Raw genomic sequence first — 22,219 nt, 5'->3', positions numbered from 1 at the left:
AAAAAACTGGGCAGTTTTCCCACAGAATGATTTACAAACGGAAGAGATGGTGCTAAAATATAGACGCTGCTGAAAAGGAAAACCACCACTTAAGGAGGAATCGTTTCATGGCGAGAAAGCTGAAAACGATGGACGGCAATACAGCGGCCGCCCATGTATCCTACGCCTTCACCGAGGTCGCGGGTATCTACCCCATTACCCCCTCCAGCCCCATGGCCGACAATGTGGACCAGTGGGCTGCCGCGGGCCGCAAGAACATCTTCGGCACCACCGTCAAGGTCATCGAGATGCAGTCTGAGGCCGGTGCTGCGGGTACCGTCCACGGCTCCCTGGCCGCCGGCGCCCTGACCACCACCTACACCGCCTCTCAGGGCCTGCTGCTGATGATCCCCAACATGTACAAGATCGCCGGCGAGCTGCTGCCCTGCGTGTTCCACGTGTCCGCCCGTACCGTGGCCAGCCACGCGCTGAACATCTTCGGCGATCACTCCGACGTCATGGCCTGCCGCCAGACCGGCTTCGCCATGCTGGCCGAGGGCAACGTGCAGGAGGTCATGGACCTGGCCGCCGTCGCGCACCTGGCCACCCTGAAGAGCCGCGTGCCCTTCATCAACTTCTTCGACGGCTTCCGTACCTCCCATGAGATCCAGAAGGTCGCCATCTGGGATTACGACGACCTGAAGGAAATGGTGGATATGGACGCTGTGGAAGCCTTCCGCAAGCGCGCCCTCAACCCCGACCGTCCCGTCATGCGTGGCTCCCACGAGAACGGCGACGTGTTCTTCCAGCATCGTGAGGCCTCCAACAAGTACTACGACGCCGTTCCCGGCATCGTCGAGGAGTACATGGGCAAGGTCAACGCCAAGCTGGGCACCAACTATCAGCTGTTCAACTACTACGGCGCCGAGGACGCTGACCGCGTCATCATCGCCATGGGCTCCATCTGCGACGTGGCCGAGGAAGTCATCGACTACCTGAACGCCCACGGTGAGAAGGTGGGCCTGGTGAAGGTCCGCCTGTACCGGCCCTTCCGCGCCGACAAGCTCATCGCCGCCATCCCCGCCACCGCCAAGAAGATTGCCGTGCTGGACCGCACCAAGGAGCCCGGCGCCCAGGGCGAGCCTCTGTACCTGGACGTGGTCACCGCTCTGGCCAATGCCGGCATCACCGACAAGACCGTCATCGGCGGCCGCTACGGCCTGGGCTCCAAGGATACCCCGCCCGCTTCCGTGTTCGCTGTCTATGAGGAACTGACCAAGGCCGCCCCCAAGGCCCAGTTCACCATCGGCATCGTGGACGACGTGACCGGCATGTCCCTGGAGGAGAAGCCCTCTCCCAACACCGCGGCTCCCGGCACCATCGAGTGCAAGTTCTGGGGCCTGGGCGGCGACGGCACCGTGGGCGCCAACAAGAACTCCATCAAGATCATCGGCGACCACACCGACAAGTATGTCCAGGCGTACTTCCAGTACGACTCCAAAAAGACCGGCGGCGTGACCATCAGCCACCTGCGCTTCGGCGACGAGCCCATCCGCGCCCCCTACTACATCAACAAGGCCGACTTCGTGGCCTGCCACGTGCCCTCCTACATCGTCAAGGGCTTCCCCATGGTCCGCGACGTGAAGGACGGCGGTACCTTCCTCATCAACTGCCAGTGGAGCGATGAGGAGCTGGATCACCACATGCCCGCCGTGGCCAAGCGCTACATCGCCGAGCACAACATCCAGGTCTACACCATCAACGCCATCGACCTGGCCATCGAGATCGGCATGGGCAAGCGTACCAACACCATCCTCCAGTCCGCCTTCTTCGCTCTGGCGAAGGTCATGCCCTCTGAGGAGGCCATCCAGTACATGAAGGATGCCGCCACCCACTCCTACCTGAAGAAGGGCCAGGACATCGTGGACATGAACCACAAGGCCATCGACATCGGCGCCACCGCCTTCAAGAAGTTCGAGGTTCCCGCCTCCTGGGCCACCGCGCAGGACGAGACCACCGAGAGCGTCATGGAGGGCCGCGAGGGCACCGTGAAGATGGTGAAGGATCTGCTGGTTCCCATCAACAAGATGGACGGCGATTCCCTGCCTGTCTCCGCCTTTGAGGGCTATGTGGACGGCACCTTCCAGCAGGGCGCTTCCGCCTATGAGAAGCGCGGCGTTGCCGTGACCGTTCCCACCTGGGATTCCACCAAGTGTATCCAGTGTAACCAGTGCTCCTACGTCTGCCCCCACGCCACCATCCGTCCCTACGCTCTGACCGACGCCGAGGCCGCCGCCGCGCCCGAGGCCGCCAAGATCGTGGACATCAAGGCCGGCAAGGGCAAGGGCACCTATAAGTTCTCCATCGCCGTGTCTCCTCTGGATTGTATGGGCTGCGGCGTGTGCGCCAAGATCTGCCCCGTGAAGGCCCTGACCATGGTTCCCCAGGAGGGCGAGGCCGCTCAGCAGGGCGTGTTCGACTACATGGTGGCCAAGGTTGCCCCCAAGGCCGACATGGAGAGCACCAACAACGTCAAGGAGAGCCAGTTCAAGCAGCCTCTGCTGGAGTTCTCCGGCTCCTGCGCCGGCTGTGCCGAGACCGCGTATGCCCGCCTGGTGACCCAGGTCTGCGGCGAGCGTATGTATATCTCCAACGCCACCGGCTGTTCCTCCATCTGGGGCGGCCCCGCTGCTACCTCTCCCTACACCGTCAACAAGGACGGCAAGGGTCCCGCTTGGGCCAACTCCCTGTTCGAGGATAACGCCGAGCACGGCCTGGGCCTGTACTACGGCCAGAAGGCCATCCGCGAGCGTCTCCAGGCCAAGGTCAAGGAGATCGCCGCTGCCGAGCAGGCTTCCGCCGAGCTGAAGGCCGCTGCCGACAAGTACTTCGAGACCGCCGAGGACGGCGTGGCCAATGCCGACGCCACCAAGGCTCTGGTTGCCGAGCTGGAGAAGGCCGCTGCCGCCGGCTGCGAGCTGTCCAAGGAAGTCCTGGCTGACAAGGAGTACCTCTCCAAGAAGGCCGTCTGGATCTTCGGCGGCGACGGCTGGGCCTACGACATCGGCTACGGCGGCTTGGACCACGTCCTGGCTTCTGGCGAGGACATCAATGTCTTCGTGTTCGACACCGAGGTGTACTCCAACACCGGCGGACAGGCCTCCAAGTCCTCCAACATCGGCCAGGTGGCGCAGTTCGCCGCCGCCGGTAAGACCACGCCCAAGAAGAGCCTGGCGGAGATCGCCATGCAGTACGGCTACGTCTATGTGGCTCAGGTGGCCATGGGCTCCAACCAGGCCCAGACCCTGAAGGCCATCAACGAGGCCGTCAACTACAACGGCCCCTCCCTCATCATCGGCTATGCGCCCTGTGAGATGCACTCCATCAAGGGCGGCATGACCAACTGCCAGGGCGAGATGAAGAAGGCCGTGGACTGCGGCTACTGGAACCTGTTCCGCTTCAACCCCGCCGCCAAGGCTGCCGGCCAGAATCCCTTCACCCTGGATTCCAAGGCGCCCGCCGGCGGTTACCAGGAGTTCCTGCTGAACGAGGCCCGCTACTCCTCCCTGACCCGGTCCTTCCCCGACCGCGCCAAGGAGCTCTTCGCCCAGAACGAGGAGGCCGCCAAGGCCCGTTACGAGCACCTGGTCAAGCTGACCGAGCTCTACAAGTAAGATCTGATTCCCGCCTGCGGCGGGATCGCACAGTCCCCCGGACGCGCAAGCGTCCGGGGGACTTTTTTGCGCGCTCCCGTTTCCCTTGCCTCCCACCTCCAAATCGGATATAATGTACCTTACCAAAGGGAAAGAACCAGAAAGGAAACCGATTATGGAAGAAATTATTTTGCTCAAGCTGGGCGAGCTGGTGCTCAAGGGCCTCAACCGCCGCCGGTTTGAGGATAAGCTCATTGCCAATGCCCAGCGCCGCCTCCGCGCCCTGGGCAAATTCAAGGTGTACACCAAGCAGTCCACCATGTACGTGGAGCCTCAGAGCCCCGACTGCGACATGGACCGGGCCTACGAGGCCATGAGCCGGGTATTCGGCATTGTGGGGCTGTCCCGGGCCCGGGCCTGCGGCAAGACCAAGGAGGAAATGCTGGAGGCCGCCTGCTCCTACCTGGGCGACGAGCTCTCCAAGGCCAAGACCTTTAAGGTGGAGTCCAAGCGGGCGGACAAGACCTTCCCCATGACCTCCATTCAGCTGTCCCAGTGGGTGGGCGGCGAGCTGGACGAGCGCTACCCCAATCTGAAGGTGGACGTCCACAGCCCGGAGCTCACCGTCCACCTGGAGGTGCGGGACGCGGCGGCTTATGTCCACGCCGACCCCAAGCCCGGCGCCGGCGGCCTGCCGGTGGGGGTGAACGGCCGGGCGGTGTCCCTCCTTTCGGGCGGCATCGACTCGCCGGTGGCCTCCTGGATGATTGCCAAGCGGGGGATCGCCCTGGATATGGTCCACTTCTTCTCCTACCCCTACACCTCCGAAGAGGCCAAGGAAAAGGTCCTCACCCTGGCCAAGGAGCTGACCCCCTGGTGTGGGCGGCTCATCGTCCATGTGGTGCCCTTCACCGACATTCAGGAGGAGCTGCGCCGCTCCTGCCCCGAGGATCTGTTTACCATCATCATGCGCCGCTTTATGATGCGCATTGCCGCCCAGGTGGCCGGCCGGGTCCAGGCCGGGGCCATCGTCACCGGCGAGTGTCTGGGCCAGGTGGCCAGCCAGACCATGGAGGCCATGGGGGTGACCAGCGCGGTTACCGACCTGCCCATCCTGCGGCCGGTGGTGGGCATGGACAAGGAGGAAATCGTCACCATTGCCCGGAAGATCGGCACCTTTGAGACCTCCATCCTCCCCTATGAGGACTGCTGCACCGTCTTTACCCCCCGCCATCCCCGGCTCCGCCCCACCGAGGAGGAGTGCCGGGCCGCCGAGGCCAGCCTGGACATTGACGCCATGGTCCGGGCGGCGGTGGAGGGCATCGAGCGCATCAAGATCGACCCCTGACGGCCGGACGCCCTCCCCCGTTCAAACCAGAAAAGGAAGTGCATTGTTATGTCACATACCGCCGAGCTCATCGCCGTGGGCACCGAATTGCTGCTGGGCAACATCGCCAATACCGACGCCCAAATGCTCTCCCAGGGCCTTTCCACCCTGGGGATCAACGTCTATTATCACACCGTGGTGGGCGACAATCCCCAGCGCCTCAAGGCGGCGGTGGAGCTGGCCAAGACACGGGCCGACCTCATCATCACCACCGGCGGACTGGGGCCCACCTGCGACGACCTGACCAAAAACGTGCTGGCCGAGTGTTTTGGCAAAAAGCTGGTCTTTGACGAGGGGTCCGCCCAGCGCATCCGGGACTATTTTGCCCGCCTCCACCCCGACCGGCCCATGACGGACAACAACCTCCAGCAGGCCATGCTCCCCGAGGGGTGCACCATCTTTTCCAACGACTGGGGCACCGCCCCCGGCTGCGCCTTTGAATCGGGCGGCGTGCGGGTGATTATGCTGCCCGGTCCCCCCAGAGAGTGCCGGGCCATGTTCCGCTATCGGGCCATCCCCTACTTGCAGGACCTGGCCGACGGGGTGATCGTCTCCCGGACGTTGAAGCTCTTCGGCATCGGCGAGTCGGCCATGGAGGCCCGGCTGCGGGACGAGATGCAGGTCATGACCAATCCCACCCTGGCGCCCTACGCCAAGGAGGGGGAATGTGAGCTGCGCATCACCGCCAAGGCGGCGGACCACCACCAGGCCATTTCCCTCATCGCGCCGGTGGAGGCCCAGTTAAGGGGCATCTTTGGCGACAAGGTCTACGGCGCGGACATCGGCTCTTTGGAGGAGGCGGTGCTGGCCCTTTTGAAGGGACAGAAAAAGACCCTGGGCACGGCGGAGAGCTGCACCGGCGGCCTCATTGCCAAGCGGATGACCGATCTGCCCGGGGCGTCGGCGGTGTTCCGGGGCGGCGTGGTGAGCTATTCCAGCGAGATCAAAAAGTCGGTGCTGGGCGTGCCGGCGGACCTGCTGGATAAGTACGGCGCGGTGTCCGCCCAGGTGGCCAAGGCCATGGCGGAGGGTGCCCGGCGGGTGCTGGGGTGTGATTTGGCGGTGTCTGCCACCGGCGTGGCCGGTCCCGACCAGGATGACCGGGGCAACCCGGTGGGGCTGGTGTATGTGGCCCTTGCCACGGACAAGGGGACCTATGTGCGGGAGGTGCGGGCCGGCAGCGGCCGGGAGCGCATCCGCACCGTGGCGTCCCACCACGCCTTTGACCTGGTGCGGCGCTATCTGACCGGTCTGTTGATCTTCTGAAAAAAAGACAAAAAAGCCTGATTCCCTCTTGGCGGTGTGCCAGGGAACCAGGCTTTTTTGCTATTTTACCGGGCTAAGAATACTATGTTCTTAAAAAATAATTTTTGGTTTTGATTATAACAGAGTTATGACAGGAGAATTAACGATTAAAAATAACATAAGTTGGGTAATTATTCTTGACTACAAAAAAGATATTTACTAGAATAGAAACAACTTCCAGCGGGAAGAAAAGAGAAAAGGGGGAGTTAGATGTATTGCAGTAAATGTGGCAGTGAGTTAGCTCCAGACGCGGCCTTTTGCGCCAACTGCGGCAGTTGTGTGTGGAAGCCGCACAGTATGTCCAACGGATCCGTTCAATCACAGCAAAGTAACCCTAACCCGTATGGTGCTGCGCCGGACAGAGCGGGACAGAACGAGGTATCCAACCGCTTCTCCCCGCCCCGGCCGGACAATCCCACCCCGTATAGCGGCACGCCGGGCAGCACGGGACAGAATGAGGTGTCCAGCCGCTTCTCCCCGCCCCGGCCGGACAATCCCAACCCGTTTGGCGGTATGCCTGGTAGTGCGGGGCAAAATGAGGTATCCAGCCGCTTTTCCCCGCCCCGGCCGGATAATCCCAACCCGTTTGGCGGCACGCCGGGCAGCACGGGACAGAATGAGGTATCCAGCCGCTTTTCCCCGCCCCGGCCAGGCAATCCCAACCCGTTTGGCGGTATGCCGGGCGGTATGGGGCAGAATCACTCCTATGCCCCCTCCGTGTCCCAGGTCGAGGATTCTGGATACACCAGAATATTTGGGTATCAAAGGGCGGTAGTTATTTTAAGTGTCATTTCAGATGTGATTTTTGTATTTTTTATGTGGTGGCTGTATGTCAAAATCGAAAACAGGTCCTATTTTGGCTACTACGATGATGTTTTGGCATTTTTGATGATTATAATTATCGTCTGTATCATGGTTTCGGTCTATCAAAATTACCAAGAGGTAAAGACAAAAATTGAAGTAGGACCCAACGGAATTAGCGGAAGAGGCAGGAGCGGGAAAGTGTTGGGGTGGCTGCGCCTTGGTCCTACCAAGGATATAATGATTAGCTATAAGGATATGGATGATGTGCAGACATCTATACCCAAGCAACTCATGTCTATCAATAATATAAATATAACTGGTTATATTAAAATTTTTGCCAGTGGGACTTGGTTCTATTTTCATGTAGAAAACGCGAAAGAAGCCTTTGACCTTATCCGGCAGAGATGGCAGGCCGCCAGAAGATAAAAGGGGAATGGCGGCCCCTGAAAAGGGGGAGTTAGATGTATTGCAAGAAATGTGGCAGTGAGCTGCCGCCCGGCGCGGACTCCTGCGCAAAATGCGGCAGCCGCGTCGAGCAGCCGGGCGGTGTACAACCGGAGCGAAGCAATCCGCCGGGCGGGAAAAAAGACCACAATTTTTCTGTTTTCAATACCTCCAAACATTCAAAGCAAATCATCGGCATTTCGGCTTTGGCGGCGGTCGTTCTTGTGGGCGTACTGGCGGCGGTTGTGATGGGGTTTTCCTCCTCCAAAGACAGCGATACCCTTTCGTCTCCGCCGCCGTCCGGCCAGCAAGGGGCGGCGCCCTCGCCGTCAAAGGATGTGGCTGCGCCGGTAGTTTCTGACGATGCAATGGGCATAGGCTTACCCGATCTCTTTGGCGAAAAAAATACGTATGTCTGTCTTTCCAACGGGAAATATATGCTGATTTCCGATGAAAATGAAGATGGCAGTACATATATCGCGGATAGCGATGATAAGGGCATTACGTATAATATGGTGATGTTCAGCAAGGATAAAAAATATATATACTACTATACAAATTATGATAATAATACTGGACTGTATACTTTATGCCGTGCTGATATTAATGGCAATTATATTGAAACCATAGCAACCAATGCGCTAACAGATTTTTCTGAATTGAACGATGGTTCTATTCTATATCTGGCTAATGAAAATGAGTTGCGCTATTGGAAAGAGGGAATTACGACTCAAATATCTAACCATGTTGATAACTATTATATAGATGACTTGGGCCACTTGGTCTATACTATTGGAAATGACACTGATGGACTAAGTATATACGGCGTTGATCTCGATAATGCAGCTTTTTCAAGGGAGCTGGCAACCAATTGCTTTTTTGCTTCACAAAAATCTAATGATTATCATACTTTATATGCGGATTTTGACCACATTTTATACAGGAAAAATGAGGATGATAACACTCAAACCTTGTATGTGGTAGATTTCAATGGAGCAAGTAAGGAAATCGCTGAAAAAATAGATATGATAGCGTATGATATAGATAATAATGCGTCATACTTTATTGCTGATAATGGTCGCAGTATTAATCTTTACAACTTTGTAAAAGAAAAATATGGCCAGGAGATTTTTGACAGCAAACTGCGTGAGGAACTTCAAAATACAGCAAATAACTATCCGCTCCATACATTGTACTGTTATAAAAACGGGACCCTGACAATAATTAACGAAAATGTTCTTAGTACTGAAAACTGTTCAGGAGGTATCATTTTTAATACGCCCGATGTGATTTCTAAAACAGGAGATATCAGTTCCATTACCTCAGTTAGTGATGTAGTAGCTCTTTTTGAAATTAATTATACAGATGAAAATTATGTTGTTATTGTATCCGGAGGTACTTGTTGTCAAATATCGGCCAGTGCTGCAAAGACTATTTCAGAGAAGAAAAAAGTGATTTTCTATTTTGATTCCCAAAACGCTTATTTAAAGGACAGCAGTGGATTCTTATCTGTGGCTGAAATTGATCAAGGAACAGTCAGTGATTTTTCAATTATTTCAGATAAAGGCTCCATTCAATCTATGCGTAATAATTCTATTTATTATATAGATGATATTTATGAAGATAATGAAAATACTTATTGTAGCCTTTATTTATATCAAAATAGAAATAATACTTTATTAGCTGAAGATGTGATTTGGAGAGATATCAATATTTATAACGACGACATTATTATGGCCTATACAGATTATCAAGAATTGGCTATCATTGACGGCAAAGGTAAAAAGAATATTATTGCAGAGGGTGTAACACAATATATTCGTTCTGACAAATCGGCTCTAGTCTATATTTCAAACGGAGATTTATATCTGTATAACGGAAAGGAGAAAAAACTACTTCAATCAGACGTTGATTGGATTTGGAGCGCTAACTATGTTCCCATTTCATATACACTTCTTTGGACTCGTTCTGGATATGACCAGTCTCGGCTGTATAAGGAGTTTCATGGAATAGAACTTAACTAGCAGTAAAGGAAATAAAAATAAGGCATCAACAGTAGCAATTCCTTTTCAAAAAACGCGGACATCCCCAAACAGGGACGTCCGCGTTTTTCATACGATCCAGCCGCTGCCCAGCACGATGTCGCCTTCATAAAAGACGGCCAGCTGGCCCGGGGTGGGGGCCCGGGCGGGCGTCAGGGTGGAGATGTCCACAAATTCCCCGTCCGGGTGGAGAACGGCTTCGGTCTCCGCCTTGGAGTGGCGGAAGCGCACCGTGCACGTCCGGTCCTCGGTCAATCCGGGCAGCGCCACCCAGTTGAGGGCAGTACACCGGGCCCGGGAGACGTAGAGGTCGGAGCCGTCGGACAGCACCACCTCCGCCCGGTCGGGGCGAATGGCGGAGACGAAATACCGGTGGGGACCCGACACCCCCAGCCCCCGCCGCTGTCCTAAGGTGTAGTTGTGGATGCCCTTGTGGCGGCCCAGGATGTGGCCCTCTTTGTCCACAAAATTCCCCCCCGGTGTGGAAAAACCCCGGCGTTCCAGCCAGGCGGCGTAATCCCCGTCGGGGATGAAGCAGATTTCCATGGAGTCCGGCTTGTCCGCCACCGGAATGCCGAAGGACCGGGCCAGTTCCCGCACCTCGGTCTTTTCGTAGTCCCCCAGGGGAAAGACGCACCGGCTTAAAATCTCCTGGGGCAGACGGGCCAGCATATAGGACTGATCGTTGGCGGGTTTGCCCTTGCGCAGCCGGGCCCGTCCGTCGGGGCCGGTGTCTCTGCGGGCGTAGTGGCCGGTGGCCACATAGGGCGCGCCGATCTCGCCGGCCAGGGCCAGCAGGGCGGGGAATTTTACCGCCGGATTGCACATGGCGCAGGGCAAGGGGGTTTTGCCCGCCTGATAGGCCGCGGCGAAGGGCGCGCAGACCTCCCGCTCCAGCGCCGAACGGATGTCCCCCTTGCGGAAGGGTAAGTCCAGGGACCGGGCCACGGCGGCGGCGTCCTCCTCCCCGCCCAGGCCGATGTCCAGCCACAGGCAGGTCACGTCATAGTCCCGGGCCAGCAGCCGGGCGGCCACCGCCGAGTCCACCCCGCCGGAAAGGCCCAATACCAGCTTTTCTTTCATACATGCTCCTTTTTATGTGGATGGATACACGGAAGATATCTCCACGCTCCATTTTTCACGCGTTACTCTTTCTGCATCGCCACCAGCAGAACGGCGATGTCCGCCGGGCTGACGCCGGAAATACGGCTGGCCTGACCCATGTTCAGCGGGCGGATGCGGTCCAGCTTCTGCCGGGCCTCCAGCCGCAGGCCCTCCATGTGCAGGTAGTCCAAATCGGCGGGGAGGGGCTTTTCCTCCAGCTGGCGCATTTCGGCCACCTGGCGCAGCTGCTTTTCGATATAACCCCGGTACTTGACGGAGATCTCCACGCTCTCCCGGACCGCCGCCGGCAGGTCCGGGCGGTTGGGGTCAAAGGGGGCCAGGTCGTCGTAGCCGATGCGGGGCCGGCGGAGCAGGTCGGCCAGCCGGGCTCCGTTGGGGGCGGGGGGCTCTCCGTGGGCGGAAAGCATCTCGTCCAGCGCCGCCGACGGGGCTGCGCCGGTGTGCTCCAGCCGCTTTTCCTCCCGGTCCACCCGGTCGTATTTTTCCACCACCTGCCCATAAAATGCGTCGTCCACCAGGCCCAGAGTATGGCCGATGGCGGCCAGGCGCTGGTCGGCGTTGTCCTGCCGGTGGAGGAGGCGGTACTCCGTCCGGGAGGTCATCATGCGGTAGGGTTCGTTGGTACCCTTGGTGACCAGGTCGTCGATGAGTACCCCAATATAGCCCTGGTCCCGCCGGAGGATGAGGGGCGGACGGCCCAAAATCTTCAGCGCCGCGTTGACACCGGCCACAAAGCCCTGCACCGCCGCCTCCTCGTAGCCGGAGGAGCCGTTGAACTGTCCCGCGCCGTAGAGGCCGGGAACCGCCTTGCACTCCAGGGTGGGGCGCAGCTCGGTGGGGTCCACGCAGTCGTACTCAATGGCGTAGGCGGCCCGGGTCATCTGGGCGTGCTCCAGGCCGGGGATGGTGTGGAGCATCTCCGCCTGTACCTCCTCCGGGAGAGAGGAGGAAAAGCCCTGCAAGTAGAGCTCCTCGGTGTTGAGCCCCATGGGCTCCAAAAAGAGCTGGTGGCGGGGTTTATCGGCAAAGCGGACCACCTTGTCCTCGATGGAGGGGCAGTAACGGGGGCCCACCCCCTCGATGACGCCGGAAAAGAGGGGCGAGCGGTGGAGATTGGCCCGGATCACGTCGTGGGTGGCCTGGTTGGTGTAGGTCAGGTAGCATACGGCCTGATTTTCCGGCGGGGTCCGGGTGGAAAAGGAAAAGGGCACGGGGATCTCGTCCCCCAATTGCAGCTCCATTTTGGAAAAATCCACGCTGCGGCGGTGGATGCGGGGAGGCGTGCCGGTTTTGAAGCGCCGGAGGGTAAGGCCCAGGCTCCGGAGGGAGTCTGTAAGAGCCAGGGCGGCGGCCATGCCGTCGGGGCCGGAGGTGCGCTCCACCTCGCCGGTGATGGTCCGCCCGCCCAAATAGGTGCCGGTGGCGATGACGGCGGCTTTCACGGCGTAGGTGGCGCCGGTGGCGGTGCGTACGGCGGAGACCGCGCCGGTCTCGTCGGTGAGGACTTGGGTTACCTCCCCCTGTTTGACCCACAGGTGAGGCTGGTTTTCCAGGGTGTGCTTCATCCGCTCCTGATAGCGGCGGCGGTCGGCCTGGGCCCGGAGGGACCACACCGCCGGCCCCTTGCCCTTGTTGAGCACCCGGTATTGGATGCAGGCCTCGTCGGCGGCTTTTCCCATCTCACCCCCCAGGGCGTCCAGCTCCCGGACCAGGTGGCCCTTGCCGGTGCCGCCGATGGCGGGATTACAGGGCATATTGCCCACCGCGTCCAGGTTGACGGTGAAGCAGATGGTCTCCAGACCCATGCGGGCGGCGGCCAGGGCGGCCTCGATGCCGGCGTGTCCGGCGCCGATGACCGCGATATCGTAAGTTCCGGCGTGATAATTCATGGTATTCTCTCCCTATGCGCGCAGAAAATGCCCCTATTGACTTTGGGTGGGGACTATGCTAGGATAAGTTCCGTCATCGGAGGGTATCTTGGGTACCGGATAAGATGGGGGGCGCGGCCTTCGGTCTTATCCGGTTTTTTTGAACCTTCCGCAAACCATCAGACGGAAAGGATGAAAAGGCAGTGGATCTCTTGACGCGGCCCATCAAGCCGCTCTATTTTCGCTATCTGGCCGCCTGCTTTGGCAGCTCCCTCATCACCTCCATCTACGCCCTGGTGGACTGCATCGTGGTGGGACAGTATGAGGGACCTGACGGCGCGGCGGCGCTGGCGGTCATCATGCCGCTGTGGAGCATGTTTTTCAGCCTAGGAATGCTGTTCGGGGTGGGCGGCGCGGTGCTGATGAGCACCGCCCGTGGCGCGGGCGACAAGGAACGGGGCGACCAATACTGGACGGTGGCCTTTTTCGGCGGCTGCGGCGCGGCGGCGCTGCTGTGGGCGGGGCTGTTCCTCTTCCGGGATGAGCTGCTCACCCTGTTCGGCGCGTCGGCCGAATTGCTGCCCCTGGCCCAGCGGTATGTGGACTGGGTGATTTTGGCCGCTCCGCTTTTTCTGGTGGGGCAGCTGCTGAGCACCTTCCTGCGCAACGACGGAGCTCCCCAGAAGGCTACCCTGGCGGTGATCGCCGGAGGTGTGTGCAACATATGCGGCGATGTGTTCTTTGTGTTCACCTGTGACATGGGCATTGCCGGGGCGGGTCTGGCCACGGCGCTGGGGCAGCTGGTGGCCTTTCTGGTGCTGTGCACCCATTTTATCTCCCCCAAATGCACCCTGCGCTTCCGCCGGGTGGAGCGTCCCCTGGCCGTACTGGGCCGGGTGACCGCCTCCGGCGCGTCCAGCTTCCTCACCGACATAGCAGTGGGGGTGCTGTCCACCCTGTTCAACAACCAGATCATGCGGTATTTCGGGTCCGACGCCCTGGCGGTGTACGGCGTCATTGCCAACGTGACCATCCTGGTCCAGTCCTGTGCCTACGGCGTGGGCAACGCCGCCCAGCCCCTCCTGTCCACCAACTACGGCGGGGGGAAATACGACCGGGTGCGGCGGGTGCTGGGACTGTCCATCGGGACGGCCTTTGTCCTGGGCGCGGTGTGGTGCGCCGCCAATGAGCTGTTTCCCGGAGGGATGGTGCGCCTCTTTATGCGTCCCACCCAGGCGGTGCTGGACATCGCACCGGACATCATCCGGGTCTATGCCCTCTCCTATGTGCTGCTCCCCTTCAATATCTTCATGCCCTACTACTTCCAGTCGGTGATGGCGGCGCCGGTGGCGCTGGGGCTGTCGGTCAGCAGGGGGCTGGCGGTGAGCGGCGCGCTGATTGTGCTGCTGCCTGTGTGTATCGCGCCGGAGGCCCTCTGGTGGGCCATGCCGGCCGCCGAGCTGGTCATTGCGGCGGTGTCCTGGCTGTTCCTCCGCCGCAGCCGCCGGAGCTTACGGGAGGCTCACTTGCCGTAAACGATGGACACGGCCTGCCGCTCCACCCGGATGGACACCGACTGGGGGTCACCGCCGTACTCGCCGTCCAGAGTCCAGGGGACGGGGACCTCTCCCTCCACCTCCAGCAGGGCGGTGCGCAGGGAGAGGACCATGCCGTCGGCGTCTCCCTTCCCCCCCTGCATGAGGTAGCCCAGTACGCTCTGCACCTGGGCGGGATTTTGGGGAAAGCGGACCAGCAAGACCTCAAAAAGGCCGTCGTCCAGCCGGACATCCTTTTGCTCCCTGCTCTGAAAGCCCCCCACCGAGATGGTGTTGCTCACCATGCCGTAGAGGAAATCGTCCTCCACCGTCCCGCCGTCCCAGGTGATCTGCAAATGGTAGGCCTGGAGGCTGGGCAGCCGGGCGGCGCCCTCCAGGACGTAGGCCAGGTGCCCAAAGACGCTCTTAAAGCCCTGGGGCGTATCGTAGGAGACGTCGGTAAAGGCGCCGAAGGCGGCCACATAGATAAAGCATCGGTCGTTGAACCGGCCCACATCCACCGGTCTGGGAACGCCTCCGGCGGCGTTTTCCGCCTTGCCCTCCAGGCTTCTGGGGAGCTGAAGGTTGCGGGCGAAGTCGTTGGTGGTGCCGGTGGGGATGTAGCCGATCTCCGGCCGGCTGGGGAGGGCCATCAGGCCGTTGACCACCTCGTGGAGGGTGCCGTCTCCGCCGCAGCATACCACCCGGTCCACCCAGCCGCCCAGGAGGGCGGCGGTATCCTTGGCGTCGCCCGGCGCCTGAGTGGGGTGGGCCACGATGAGCCAGCCGGCACGGGCAAAGGCGTTTTGAATGAGCGCCAGGTGATTTTTGACGTATCCTTTGCCGGCATGGGGGTTGTAGATAAACAGCATACGGCGCATGGGACCGTTTCCTCCTTTTTCAGCATATCAGAGTATTATTATAGCGTTTTTTTTGATAAAAACAACCGTCCGGCGGAAAAAAGCCGGACGGGCTTGCAATCGGGGAAAAACTTTAGTACAATATCGAGTTGAACAAATCGGAGGAAGTGATACGCAATGGACCGAAAAGCCCTGGCGGCGGCCTTTCCCGTGACCCTGCCGGTGCTGATGGGGTATCTGGCCATCGGCATCGCCTTTGGGCTCATGCTGGAGGGGATCGGCTACAATTTCATCTGGGCCTTTTTCATGAGTCTCACCATTTACGCCGGGTCGGGGCAGTATCTGGGGGTCACCCTGCTGGCCACGGCGGCCGGACTGGGGACGGTGGCGCTCATGACTCTGCTCATCAACCTGCGCCATGTGGTCTACGGCCTGTCCATGCTGGAAAAATTCCGGGGCATGGGCAAGCGCAAGCTGTACATGATCTTCTCCCTCACCGACGAGACCTACGCCCTCCTGAGTGGCACCAAGGCTCCGGCGGGGGTGGACCCGCGGAACTTTTACTTTGCCATTGCCATTCTGGACCAGTCCTACTGGATCGCCGGGTCGGTGATCGGCGCGGTGGCGGGGGCGGTGCTCCCCATCGACACCACCGGCGTGGACTTTGCCATGACGGCTCTCTTCGTGGTCATCGCCGTGGAGCAGTGGGAGAGCGTCAAACAGCACCTGCCCGCCCTGCTGGGCTTTGGGGTGACGCTGGTCAGCCTGCTCATTGTGGGGGCGGAAAACATGCTCATTCCCGCCCTCTTTGTGATGGTGGGGGCGCTGCTCCTCCTGCGGGGCCGGCTGGACCAGAAGCAGGAGACCCAGGAAAAGGAGGACATCCTATGCTGACCGTACCCCAGGCCATCGCCGCCATCGCCGTCATGGCGCTGGTGACCTTTTTTACCAGAGCGGTACCCTTTCTCCTCTTTGACCGGGGGGAGCATCCCCCTGCCCTGGTGCTCTATCTGGGCCGGGTGCTGCCGCCGGCCATCATCGCCATGCTCATCGTCTACTGCCTGCGGGAGGCCCATTTCCTCACCTGGCTGGGGACCCTGTTCTCTGCCGGGACCGGGCTGGAGCTGGCCGCCGTAAGCAGCTGGCTGCCCGCCTTTTTGTCGGTCATTGTGGTGGTGGTCCTCCATCTCTGGAAGCACAACAACCTCCTGTCCATCTTCGGCGGGACGGTGTTTTACATGGTGCTCATCCAGCGGGTATTTGTATAGAAGCGCATGAAAAAGCGCCGTCCATCCGGGAGGATGGGCGGCGTTTTTCTTATGTAACGGGAATTCAGCTGGCGGACTCGCAGTCCTTGACGGCCTGCTCGGGGGTTTTCATGCCGAAGAGGACGGCCACGATGCCGTCGCCGTAGCGCATGAACATACGGGCGGGGACATAGATGCTGTCCTTGATGGTCTCCTTGCCGGGGACGGTCTCGTCGCAGTTGACGAAGCACTTGTAGCGGATCTCGCCGTCCCGGAAGTCCAGCTCAAAGTTGCCGTTGGCAAGGCCGTAGTTGGCGCGGCTGATGAACTCGGCCATCTGGGGCAGGCAATCCTCGGCGGACATGGGGCAGACTACATAGACGGAGTAGTCGTACTTGCGCACCAGGATGCGGTATTTCGCGCTTTGCAGCTTGCCCTTGAGCTTCAGGTTGAAGTTAAAGGTGCCCTTCTCCTCGTTGAACTCATAGTGCCAGTCGTCCTCGTCCAAAAACTGCTTGACCCACTTGGCAATCTGAATCGAATATTCCATAATCTGCTCGCTCCCTTCACAGCTGCTGTTTGTAGATACTGCCTAGACTATCATTATAGACCATCGGTTTTATTCGTGCAAGAACAAAAGGGGAGGAAAGGTTGTCATAACCGGTGTCATAGTAGTCCCGCCGCGCCGCTTGTATTTTGGGGGTAAATATGCTATACTAATAACCAAATCGCAACGCGCCCGCTGGTCCCCCTGCCAGCGGGCGCGGGTGCGTCATGGCGGCGCGCCGCCCGGAAAATCATTTGGTAAAGGAATTTGTATACTATGACATTCCAATCTCTCGGCCTCATAGAGCCCATCCTGGGGGCGCTGGCCGACCTGGGCTATGAGCGGCCCTCCCCCATCCAGGAACAGGCCATCCCGCCGGCCCTGAACGGGCGGGACGTGCTGGGCATCGCCCAGACCGGCACCGGCAAGACCTGCGCCTTTGCTGCGCCCATTTTGCAGCGCCTCTCCGCCACCCACACCCGGGGCCTCCGCCCCATCCGCGCCCTGGTCCTCACCCCCACCCGGGAGCTGGCCCTCCAGATCCAGGAGAGCTTTGTGGCTTATGGGAAAAACCTCCGCCTGCGCTCGGCGGTGATCTTCGGCGGCGTGGGACAGGGGCCCCAGGTGGACGCCGTCCGCCGGGGGGTGGATATCCTGGTGGCCACGCCGGGCCGGCTCATCGACCTCTATCAGCAGAAGCTGCTGGACTTCGGCAAGCTGGAAATCTTTGTACTGGACGAGGCCGACCGGATGCTGGACATGGGCTTTATTCACGATGTGAAAAAGATCCTCCAGTGGCTGCCCAGGCGCAAGCAGACCCTCTTCTTCTCGGCCACCATGCCCCCCGAGGTCACCGAGTTGGTGGACCAGCTGCTGCGGGACCCGGTCCGGGTGGCGGTGACGCCGGTGTCCTCCCCGGTGGAGGTCATCGACCAGAAGCTCTACCGGGTGGACCGGGGCAACAAAACCAAGCTCCTCCTCTCCCTGCTGATGACCGGAGGGGTGAAAAACGCCCTGATCTTTACCCGCACCAAGCACGGAGCCAACAAGGTGGCCGGGGAGCTGCAAAAGGGGGGCGTCCCCGCCGCCGCCATCCACGGCAACAAGAGCCAGACCGCCCGGCAGCAGGCCCTGGCCGACTTCAAGGCCGGCCGGGTGAAGGCCCTGGTGGCCACCGACATCGCCGCCCGGGGTCTGGACATCGAGGAGCTGTCCCACGTCTTTAACTACAACCTGCCCGACGTGCCCGAGACCTACGTCCACCGCATCGGACGCACCGGCCGGGCCGGTCACGGCGGCACCGCCATCTCCTTCTGCGACGTGAACGAGGCCGACGAGCTCAAGGCCATCGAGGGGCTGCTGGGTAAGCCCATCCCCGAGGTGAAGGACCATCCCTGGCCCATGGAGGTGCTCACCCCCCTGCCCCGGGACAAGAAGGGCCGGCTGGTCAACCCGGAGGACGCCGAAGCCCGTTCCGCCGCCCGGGCCCGCAAGGCCGAGCGCCGCAAGAGTGAGCGCCCCGCCAAGGCCGAGCGTCCGGCGGAGCCAGTGACCATTCCCTCTGCCCCGCCCGCACCGGCGGAGCCGGAGAAAAAGAAGCGCCGGGGCCGGGCCCACCGTGCCTCCGCCACCCTGGAGGAGGCCCTCACCGCCACCGCGCCCCGTACCGTCCCGCCCGCCGAGCCGGTCTCTCCCGCCTTCCGCCGGGACCCCCTGGCCGGCGACGTCATCATGGACGCCACCGCCCGGCTTCTGGCTCCCCGGACCTCCAGCCGGACCGTCCGGGAGAAGAGCGCCGGCCAAAAGCGGAAAAAGCCCGCCCAGGAACCGGCTCAGGAGCCCAAGTCTGCCCGGCAGGCCAAGCCGGCCCGGAAGCCCAAGGAGCCCAAGACGGAACAGAAAACCCGCCGGGGCAAGGAGCGCGCCCCCGCCAGCGCGCTGGAGGTGCTTAATGGCGGAGGGCAGAAGAAGCGCCGCCGGGGCGGAAACGCCCCCAGACGGTCGGGCGGTCCCGAGCTGGCCCCCCGTTCCGGCGCGGTGAAGGACTCCACCGAGCAGCCCAGCCTGATGAAGCCCTACTACCTCAGCGACGACTGACCGGGGAGGTTCCGCCATGCTCTATTTTTTCCTGGCCGCCGTGCTGGTGGCCGCCGACCAGATCGTCAAGGCCCTGGTCCGCCTGTATATCCCCGTGGGCGCTCAGCTTCCCTTTCTCCCCCATGTGCTGGGTCTCACCTATGCCCAGAACACCGGCGCCGCCTTCTCTATCTTCCATCAGCACACCTGGATTCTAACCCTCACCTCCCTGGTGGTGTCGGTGCTGCTGGTGGTGCTGCTGGCGCGGCGTACCTTCCCCCAGCGGTGGGCCATGTGCTCCCTGGCGGTGGTGCTGGCCGGCGCGGTGGGCAACCTGATCGACCGTGTCATTTTCGGCTACGTCACCGATATGTTTCAGACCCTGTTTATCACCTTCCCCATTTTCAACGTGGCCGATATCTGCATCGTCTGCGGCGGGATCTCCTTTGTGGTGTATTACCTGTTCTTCGGGGAGAAGGAGGACGGCCATGACTCCGCTGACTCTCACCGCTGACCGGACCGGCGAGCGGTGCGACGCCTTTCTGGCCCGGTCCCTCCCCCAGCTCACCCGCTCCGCCGCCCAGAAGCTGCTGGAGGAGGGGAAGGTCACCCGGGACGGAAAGGCTTTGAAAAAAAATGAGCGGCTCAGGGAGGCGGACCTCATTACGGTGGTCATCGCCGACCCGTCGCCGGTGGACGTCCTCCCCCAGGACCTGCCGCTGGATGTGGTCTATGAGGACGGGGACCTGATCGTTATCAACAAGCCGGTGGGCATGGTGGTCCACCCCGCCCCCGGCCACCCCGACGGTACCGTGGTCAACGCCCTGCTTTACCACTGCAACGGCAGCCTGTCGGGCATCAACGGGGAGCTGCGGCCCGGCATCGTCCACCGCATCGACCGGGACACCTCGGGGCTTCTCATCGCCGCCAAGAACGACTTTACCCACCTGGCCCTGGCCGAACAATTGCAGGACCACTCCCTCTACCGGGGGTATGAGGCCGTCTGTGTGGGGGGGCCGAAGGAGGACAGCGGCGCCATCGACGCCCCCATCGCCCGCCACCGCACCGACCGGAAGAAAATGGCGGTGGACTGGCAGACCGGACGGCGGGCGGTGACTCACTACACCGTTTTGGAGCGCTTTCCCGGCTGTACCCACATCGCCTGCCGGCTGGAGACGGGGCGTACCCACCAGATCCGGGTCCATATGGCCCACATCGGCCATCCGCTGCTGGGGGACACGGTGTACGGCAGCAAGACCCCCTATCCGGGTCTGACCGGCCAGTGTCTCCACGCCCGCACCCTCACCTTTACCCATCCCCGGACGGGGGAGGAGATGACGGTGGAGTGTCCCCTCCCCGACTGGTTCGAGGCCCTCTTGACAAAGCTTCGCAGGATGGTATAATCAACCCGACCGCAGCAATTGCATACCGTTCCCAAGGGGCGCTGGATGTCAAGTCCGGCTGAGATCGGGGCGTAGTCATGCCGCCCGTGTCCCTCACACCTGATCCGGGTAATGCCGGCGTAGGAAGTTGGGGCTGTCCGTGTTGTTTTTTCGTACCGCAGCCGCTCATCAGATGTGGGCTGCGGTACGTTTTTATTTGGGAGGAACCGATATGGAAAAAACCGCGGGAAAAAGACGGCCCATCCATCACAGGACGGTACAGATGCTGTGCGAGGGGGCCCTTATGGTGGCCCTGTCCCTCATTCTGGGGCTGATCAAGCTCTTTGAGCTGCCCCAGGGCGGCTCCATCTCCCTGGAGATGCTGCCCCTCTTTCTATTCTGCGTCCGCTGGGGCGTAAAGAGCGGCCTGATCGGCTGTTTTGCTTTTGGAATTTTGCAAATTTTTGTCCAAGGGGTCGTGAGCTATGCCTGGCAGTCCATTTTGCTGGACTATGTGCTGGCCTTTGCCGTGCTGAGCGCAGCCGGTCTGGCCCGGGGGCACAAGTGGGGCATTTTCTGGGGGAGCGTGCTGGGCGCCTTTGCCCGGTTTGTGATGCACTTTATCAGCGGCATCACTGTTTACCGCATCCTGGCCCCCACCGAGCTGTTCAACGCCACCTTTACCAGCCCCTGGATGTATTCTCTGGCCTATAACGGCAGCTATGTACTCATTGACACGGTGCTGTGCCTCATCGTCTTTGGCGTGCTCTACCGCCCGTTGAACCGCTACCTCACCGGCCGGGACCTGGCCTGAACACTTGCCAAACCAAACAAGGAACGGTATCATGGGATCGGACCCGTTATGGGGTCCGGTCCCTTTTGTATTTTGTCACAGAAGAGGTGTTTTGATATGGGAAAATTCCAGAATGTCCTGCTGGCCAGCGACTTTGACGATACCCTGTACGGCTCTGACCGCACCGTCTCCCCCGAAAACGTGGCGGCCATCTCCTACTTTATCCGGGAAGGGGGTTACTTCACCGTGGCCACCGGCCGGGCCCGGCCCACCTTCGCCCGCTATTTCCACCTGGCCCCCATCAACGCCCCCGTCATCATCTCCAACGGGGCCGCCATCTACGACTTCCGCACCGGCGAGACCATCTGTGAGACCTTCCTCCCCCCACGCATCCGGGAGGACCTGATGGAGACCGCCGCCGCCGTCCCCGCCGTGGGCTTTGAGGCCTACCACGGCGATACCATCTACCTCCACAACCCCAACCAGGTCACCTGGAACCACCTGCGCCGGGCGGGCTGCACCGGTACGGAGCTGCCCATCCGGCAGATGACCACCCCCTTTACCAAGGTGATTTTGCAGCAGGAGCGGGCGGTGCTGGAGGAGGTCCGGGCCTATATGGCCGGGCGGTGGCAGGAATACTACGAGATCATCTTTTCCAACGACGTTTTGCTGGAGGTGACCGCCAAGGGAAGCACCAAGGGGGGCATGGTGCTCCGGCTGGCGGAGCATCTGGGGGTGGCCAAAAAGGACATCTACTGCGTGGGGGACAATGAGAACGATATCCCCATGCTGGCGGTATCGGCCATTCCCTTCGCCCCCTCCAACTGCGCCCCGGTGGTGAAGCAGTGGGGGGCGGAGCTGGTGAGCTCCTGTGATGAGAGCTGTATTGCACAGATTATCCAGGTATTGGATGGCATTTATTGACGGTTTCGTAGAATGATTACTTTTTAATATTTTAATAGCAAATGTTACTGTAAATGTAACCGTCGTGTGTTATACTCTCCTCATAAAACCGGCACACAGAGAACCGGTCCTCCCAAGGGGGGCCGGCTCAGCGTAAAAGGGCAAACCGGCCGAAAGACCGGGACGCAAAGCTTTGGAGGCTAAGGCGTCTTATGGCGCTATGCCCGTCCGGCCGCCACTGAGTTTATTCTCAAACTTCAATTTTTGAG

General features: G+C 60.5%; 17 protein-coding genes, 1 pseudogene and 2 riboswitches. Of the genes and pseudogenes, 14 read left to right on the top strand and 4 right to left on the bottom strand.

All coding sequences use genetic code 11. From position 1 onward, the window contains the following. Window positions 1-107: 107 nt before the first annotated feature. The 6 genes and pseudogenes from nifJ (at window position 108) to H7U37_RS05790 (ending at window position 9,596) form a co-directional block, all read left to right on the top strand. Entirely contained in the window at window positions 108-3,653 is a 3,546-nt protein-coding gene (nifJ, locus tag H7U37_RS05810; protein WP_204874352.1) for a pyruvate:ferredoxin (flavodoxin) oxidoreductase, read from the top strand. Between the two features lie 154 nt (window positions 3,654-3,807). After that, the gene (gene thiI / locus H7U37_RS05805) at window positions 3,808-4,980 is read left to right on the top strand and encodes a tRNA uracil 4-sulfurtransferase ThiI (RefSeq protein ID WP_204874351.1); all 1,173 of its coding nucleotides are present in this window, start codon (window positions 3,808-3,810) and stop codon (window positions 4,978-4,980) included. 48 nt (window positions 4,981-5,028) lie between these two features. Further along, window positions 5,029-6,285: a competence/damage-inducible protein A gene (locus tag H7U37_RS05800; protein WP_204874350.1), complete on the top strand. Its 1,257-nt coding sequence runs from the start codon at window positions 5,029-5,031 to the stop codon at window positions 6,283-6,285. Window positions 6,286-6,534: 249 nt separating this feature from the next. Further along, window positions 6,535-6,597 (top strand): annotated as a pseudogene (locus tag H7U37_RS16445) (zinc-ribbon domain-containing protein); the annotation flags it as partial. Between the two features lie 24 nt (window positions 6,598-6,621). Beyond that, window positions 6,622-7,554 (top strand): hypothetical protein, encoded by a 933-nt coding sequence (locus tag H7U37_RS05795; protein WP_243414254.1) that lies wholly within the window; start codon window positions 6,622-6,624, stop codon window positions 7,552-7,554. A 35-nt stretch (window positions 7,555-7,589) separates the two neighbouring features. Beyond that, on the top strand, window positions 7,590-9,596 hold the full coding sequence (locus H7U37_RS05790) for a zinc-ribbon domain-containing protein (protein ID WP_204874348.1): 2,007 nt from the start codon (window positions 7,590-7,592) through the stop codon (window positions 9,594-9,596). An 87-nt stretch (window positions 9,597-9,683) separates the two neighbouring features. Here the strand turns inward: H7U37_RS05790 and mnmA are convergent, their stop codons facing one another. Both mnmA and mnmG read right to left on the bottom strand, forming a co-directional pair. Continuing rightward, window positions 9,684-10,697 carry a tRNA 2-thiouridine(34) synthase MnmA gene (mnmA, locus tag H7U37_RS05785; protein ID WP_204874347.1) on the bottom strand — a complete coding sequence of 338 codons (1,014 nt, stop codon included), beginning with the start codon at window positions 10,695-10,697 and terminating at the stop codon, window positions 9,684-9,686. 62 nt (window positions 10,698-10,759) lie between these two features. Continuing rightward, window positions 10,760-12,628, bottom strand: coding sequence for a tRNA uridine-5-carboxymethylaminomethyl(34) synthesis enzyme MnmG (gene mnmG / locus H7U37_RS05780; protein WP_204874345.1), 1,869 nt, complete (start codon window positions 12,626-12,628; stop codon window positions 10,760-10,762). 182 nt (window positions 12,629-12,810) lie between these two features. Between mnmG and H7U37_RS05775 the strand changes: the two genes are divergently transcribed. After that, window positions 12,811-14,142: an MATE family efflux transporter gene (locus tag H7U37_RS05775; protein ID WP_204874343.1), complete on the top strand. Its 1,332-nt coding sequence runs from the start codon at window positions 12,811-12,813 to the stop codon at window positions 14,140-14,142. Here the strand turns inward: H7U37_RS05775 and H7U37_RS05770 are convergent. Continuing rightward, window positions 14,130-15,023 carry a diacylglycerol/lipid kinase family protein gene (locus H7U37_RS05770; RefSeq protein ID WP_204874341.1) on the bottom strand — a complete coding sequence of 298 codons (894 nt, stop codon included), beginning with the start codon at window positions 15,021-15,023 and terminating at the stop codon, window positions 14,130-14,132. The genes H7U37_RS05775 and H7U37_RS05770 overlap by 13 nt on opposite strands. 156 nt (window positions 15,024-15,179) lie before the next feature. Between H7U37_RS05770 and H7U37_RS05765 the strand changes: the two genes are divergently transcribed. Together H7U37_RS05765 and H7U37_RS05760 are read left to right on the top strand one after the other, a co-directional pair. Further along, window positions 15,180-15,896: an AzlC family ABC transporter permease gene (locus tag H7U37_RS05765; RefSeq protein ID WP_204874339.1), complete on the top strand. Its 717-nt coding sequence runs from the start codon at window positions 15,180-15,182 to the stop codon at window positions 15,894-15,896. Beyond that, entirely contained in the window at window positions 15,890-16,270 is a 381-nt protein-coding gene (locus H7U37_RS05760) for a branched-chain amino acid transporter permease (protein WP_204874337.1), read from the top strand. The genes H7U37_RS05765 and H7U37_RS05760 overlap by 7 nt, the downstream gene beginning before the upstream one ends. A gap of 64 nt (window positions 16,271-16,334) precedes the next feature. On the opposite strand, the gene H7U37_RS05755 is transcribed toward H7U37_RS05760, so the two are convergent. Next, window positions 16,335-16,799: a type III secretion system chaperone family protein gene (locus tag H7U37_RS05755; protein ID WP_204874335.1), complete on the bottom strand. Its 465-nt coding sequence runs from the start codon at window positions 16,797-16,799 to the stop codon at window positions 16,335-16,337. Window positions 16,800-17,072: 273 nt separating this feature from the next. On the opposite strand from H7U37_RS05755, the gene H7U37_RS05750 reads away from it, so the two are divergent. The 5 genes from H7U37_RS05750 (at window position 17,073) to H7U37_RS05730 (ending at window position 21,971) form a co-directional block, all read left to right on the top strand. Further along, a complete protein-coding gene (locus H7U37_RS05750) occupies window positions 17,073-18,893 on the top strand; it encodes a DEAD/DEAH box helicase (protein ID WP_204874333.1) in 1,821 nt (606 codons plus the stop codon). A 16-nt stretch (window positions 18,894-18,909) separates the two neighbouring features. Further along, window positions 18,910-19,386 (top strand): signal peptidase II, encoded by a 477-nt coding sequence (lspA, locus tag H7U37_RS05745; RefSeq protein ID WP_204874330.1) that lies wholly within the window; start codon window positions 18,910-18,912, stop codon window positions 19,384-19,386. Then, complete coding sequence (locus H7U37_RS05740) at window positions 19,361-20,275, top strand: RluA family pseudouridine synthase (protein ID WP_204874329.1); 915 nt, start codon at window positions 19,361-19,363, stop codon at window positions 20,273-20,275. Before lspA ends, H7U37_RS05740 begins: the two co-directional genes overlap by 26 nt. Before the next feature lie 24 nt (window positions 20,276-20,299). Continuing rightward, window positions 20,300-20,420: riboswitch (TPP riboswitch) on the top strand. Window positions 20,421-20,486: 66 nt separating this feature from the next. Next, window positions 20,487-21,068: an energy-coupled thiamine transporter ThiT gene (locus H7U37_RS05735; protein WP_243413586.1), complete on the top strand. Its 582-nt coding sequence runs from the start codon at window positions 20,487-20,489 to the stop codon at window positions 21,066-21,068. Between the two features lie 96 nt (window positions 21,069-21,164). Continuing rightward, a complete protein-coding gene (locus H7U37_RS05730; RefSeq protein ID WP_204874327.1) occupies window positions 21,165-21,971 on the top strand; it encodes an HAD family hydrolase in 807 nt (268 codons plus the stop codon). A 129-nt stretch (window positions 21,972-22,100) separates the two neighbouring features. Continuing rightward, window positions 22,101-22,190: riboswitch (cyclic di-GMP riboswitch) on the top strand. Window positions 22,191-22,219: the final 29 nt, after the last annotated feature.

It is taken from the genome of Pseudoflavonifractor phocaeensis (assembly GCF_016901735.1).
In the GTDB taxonomy this organism is placed as follows: domain Bacteria; phylum Bacillota; class Clostridia; order Oscillospirales; family Oscillospiraceae; genus Pseudoflavonifractor_A.
This window is presented reverse-complemented; position numbering and strand designations above follow the sequence as displayed.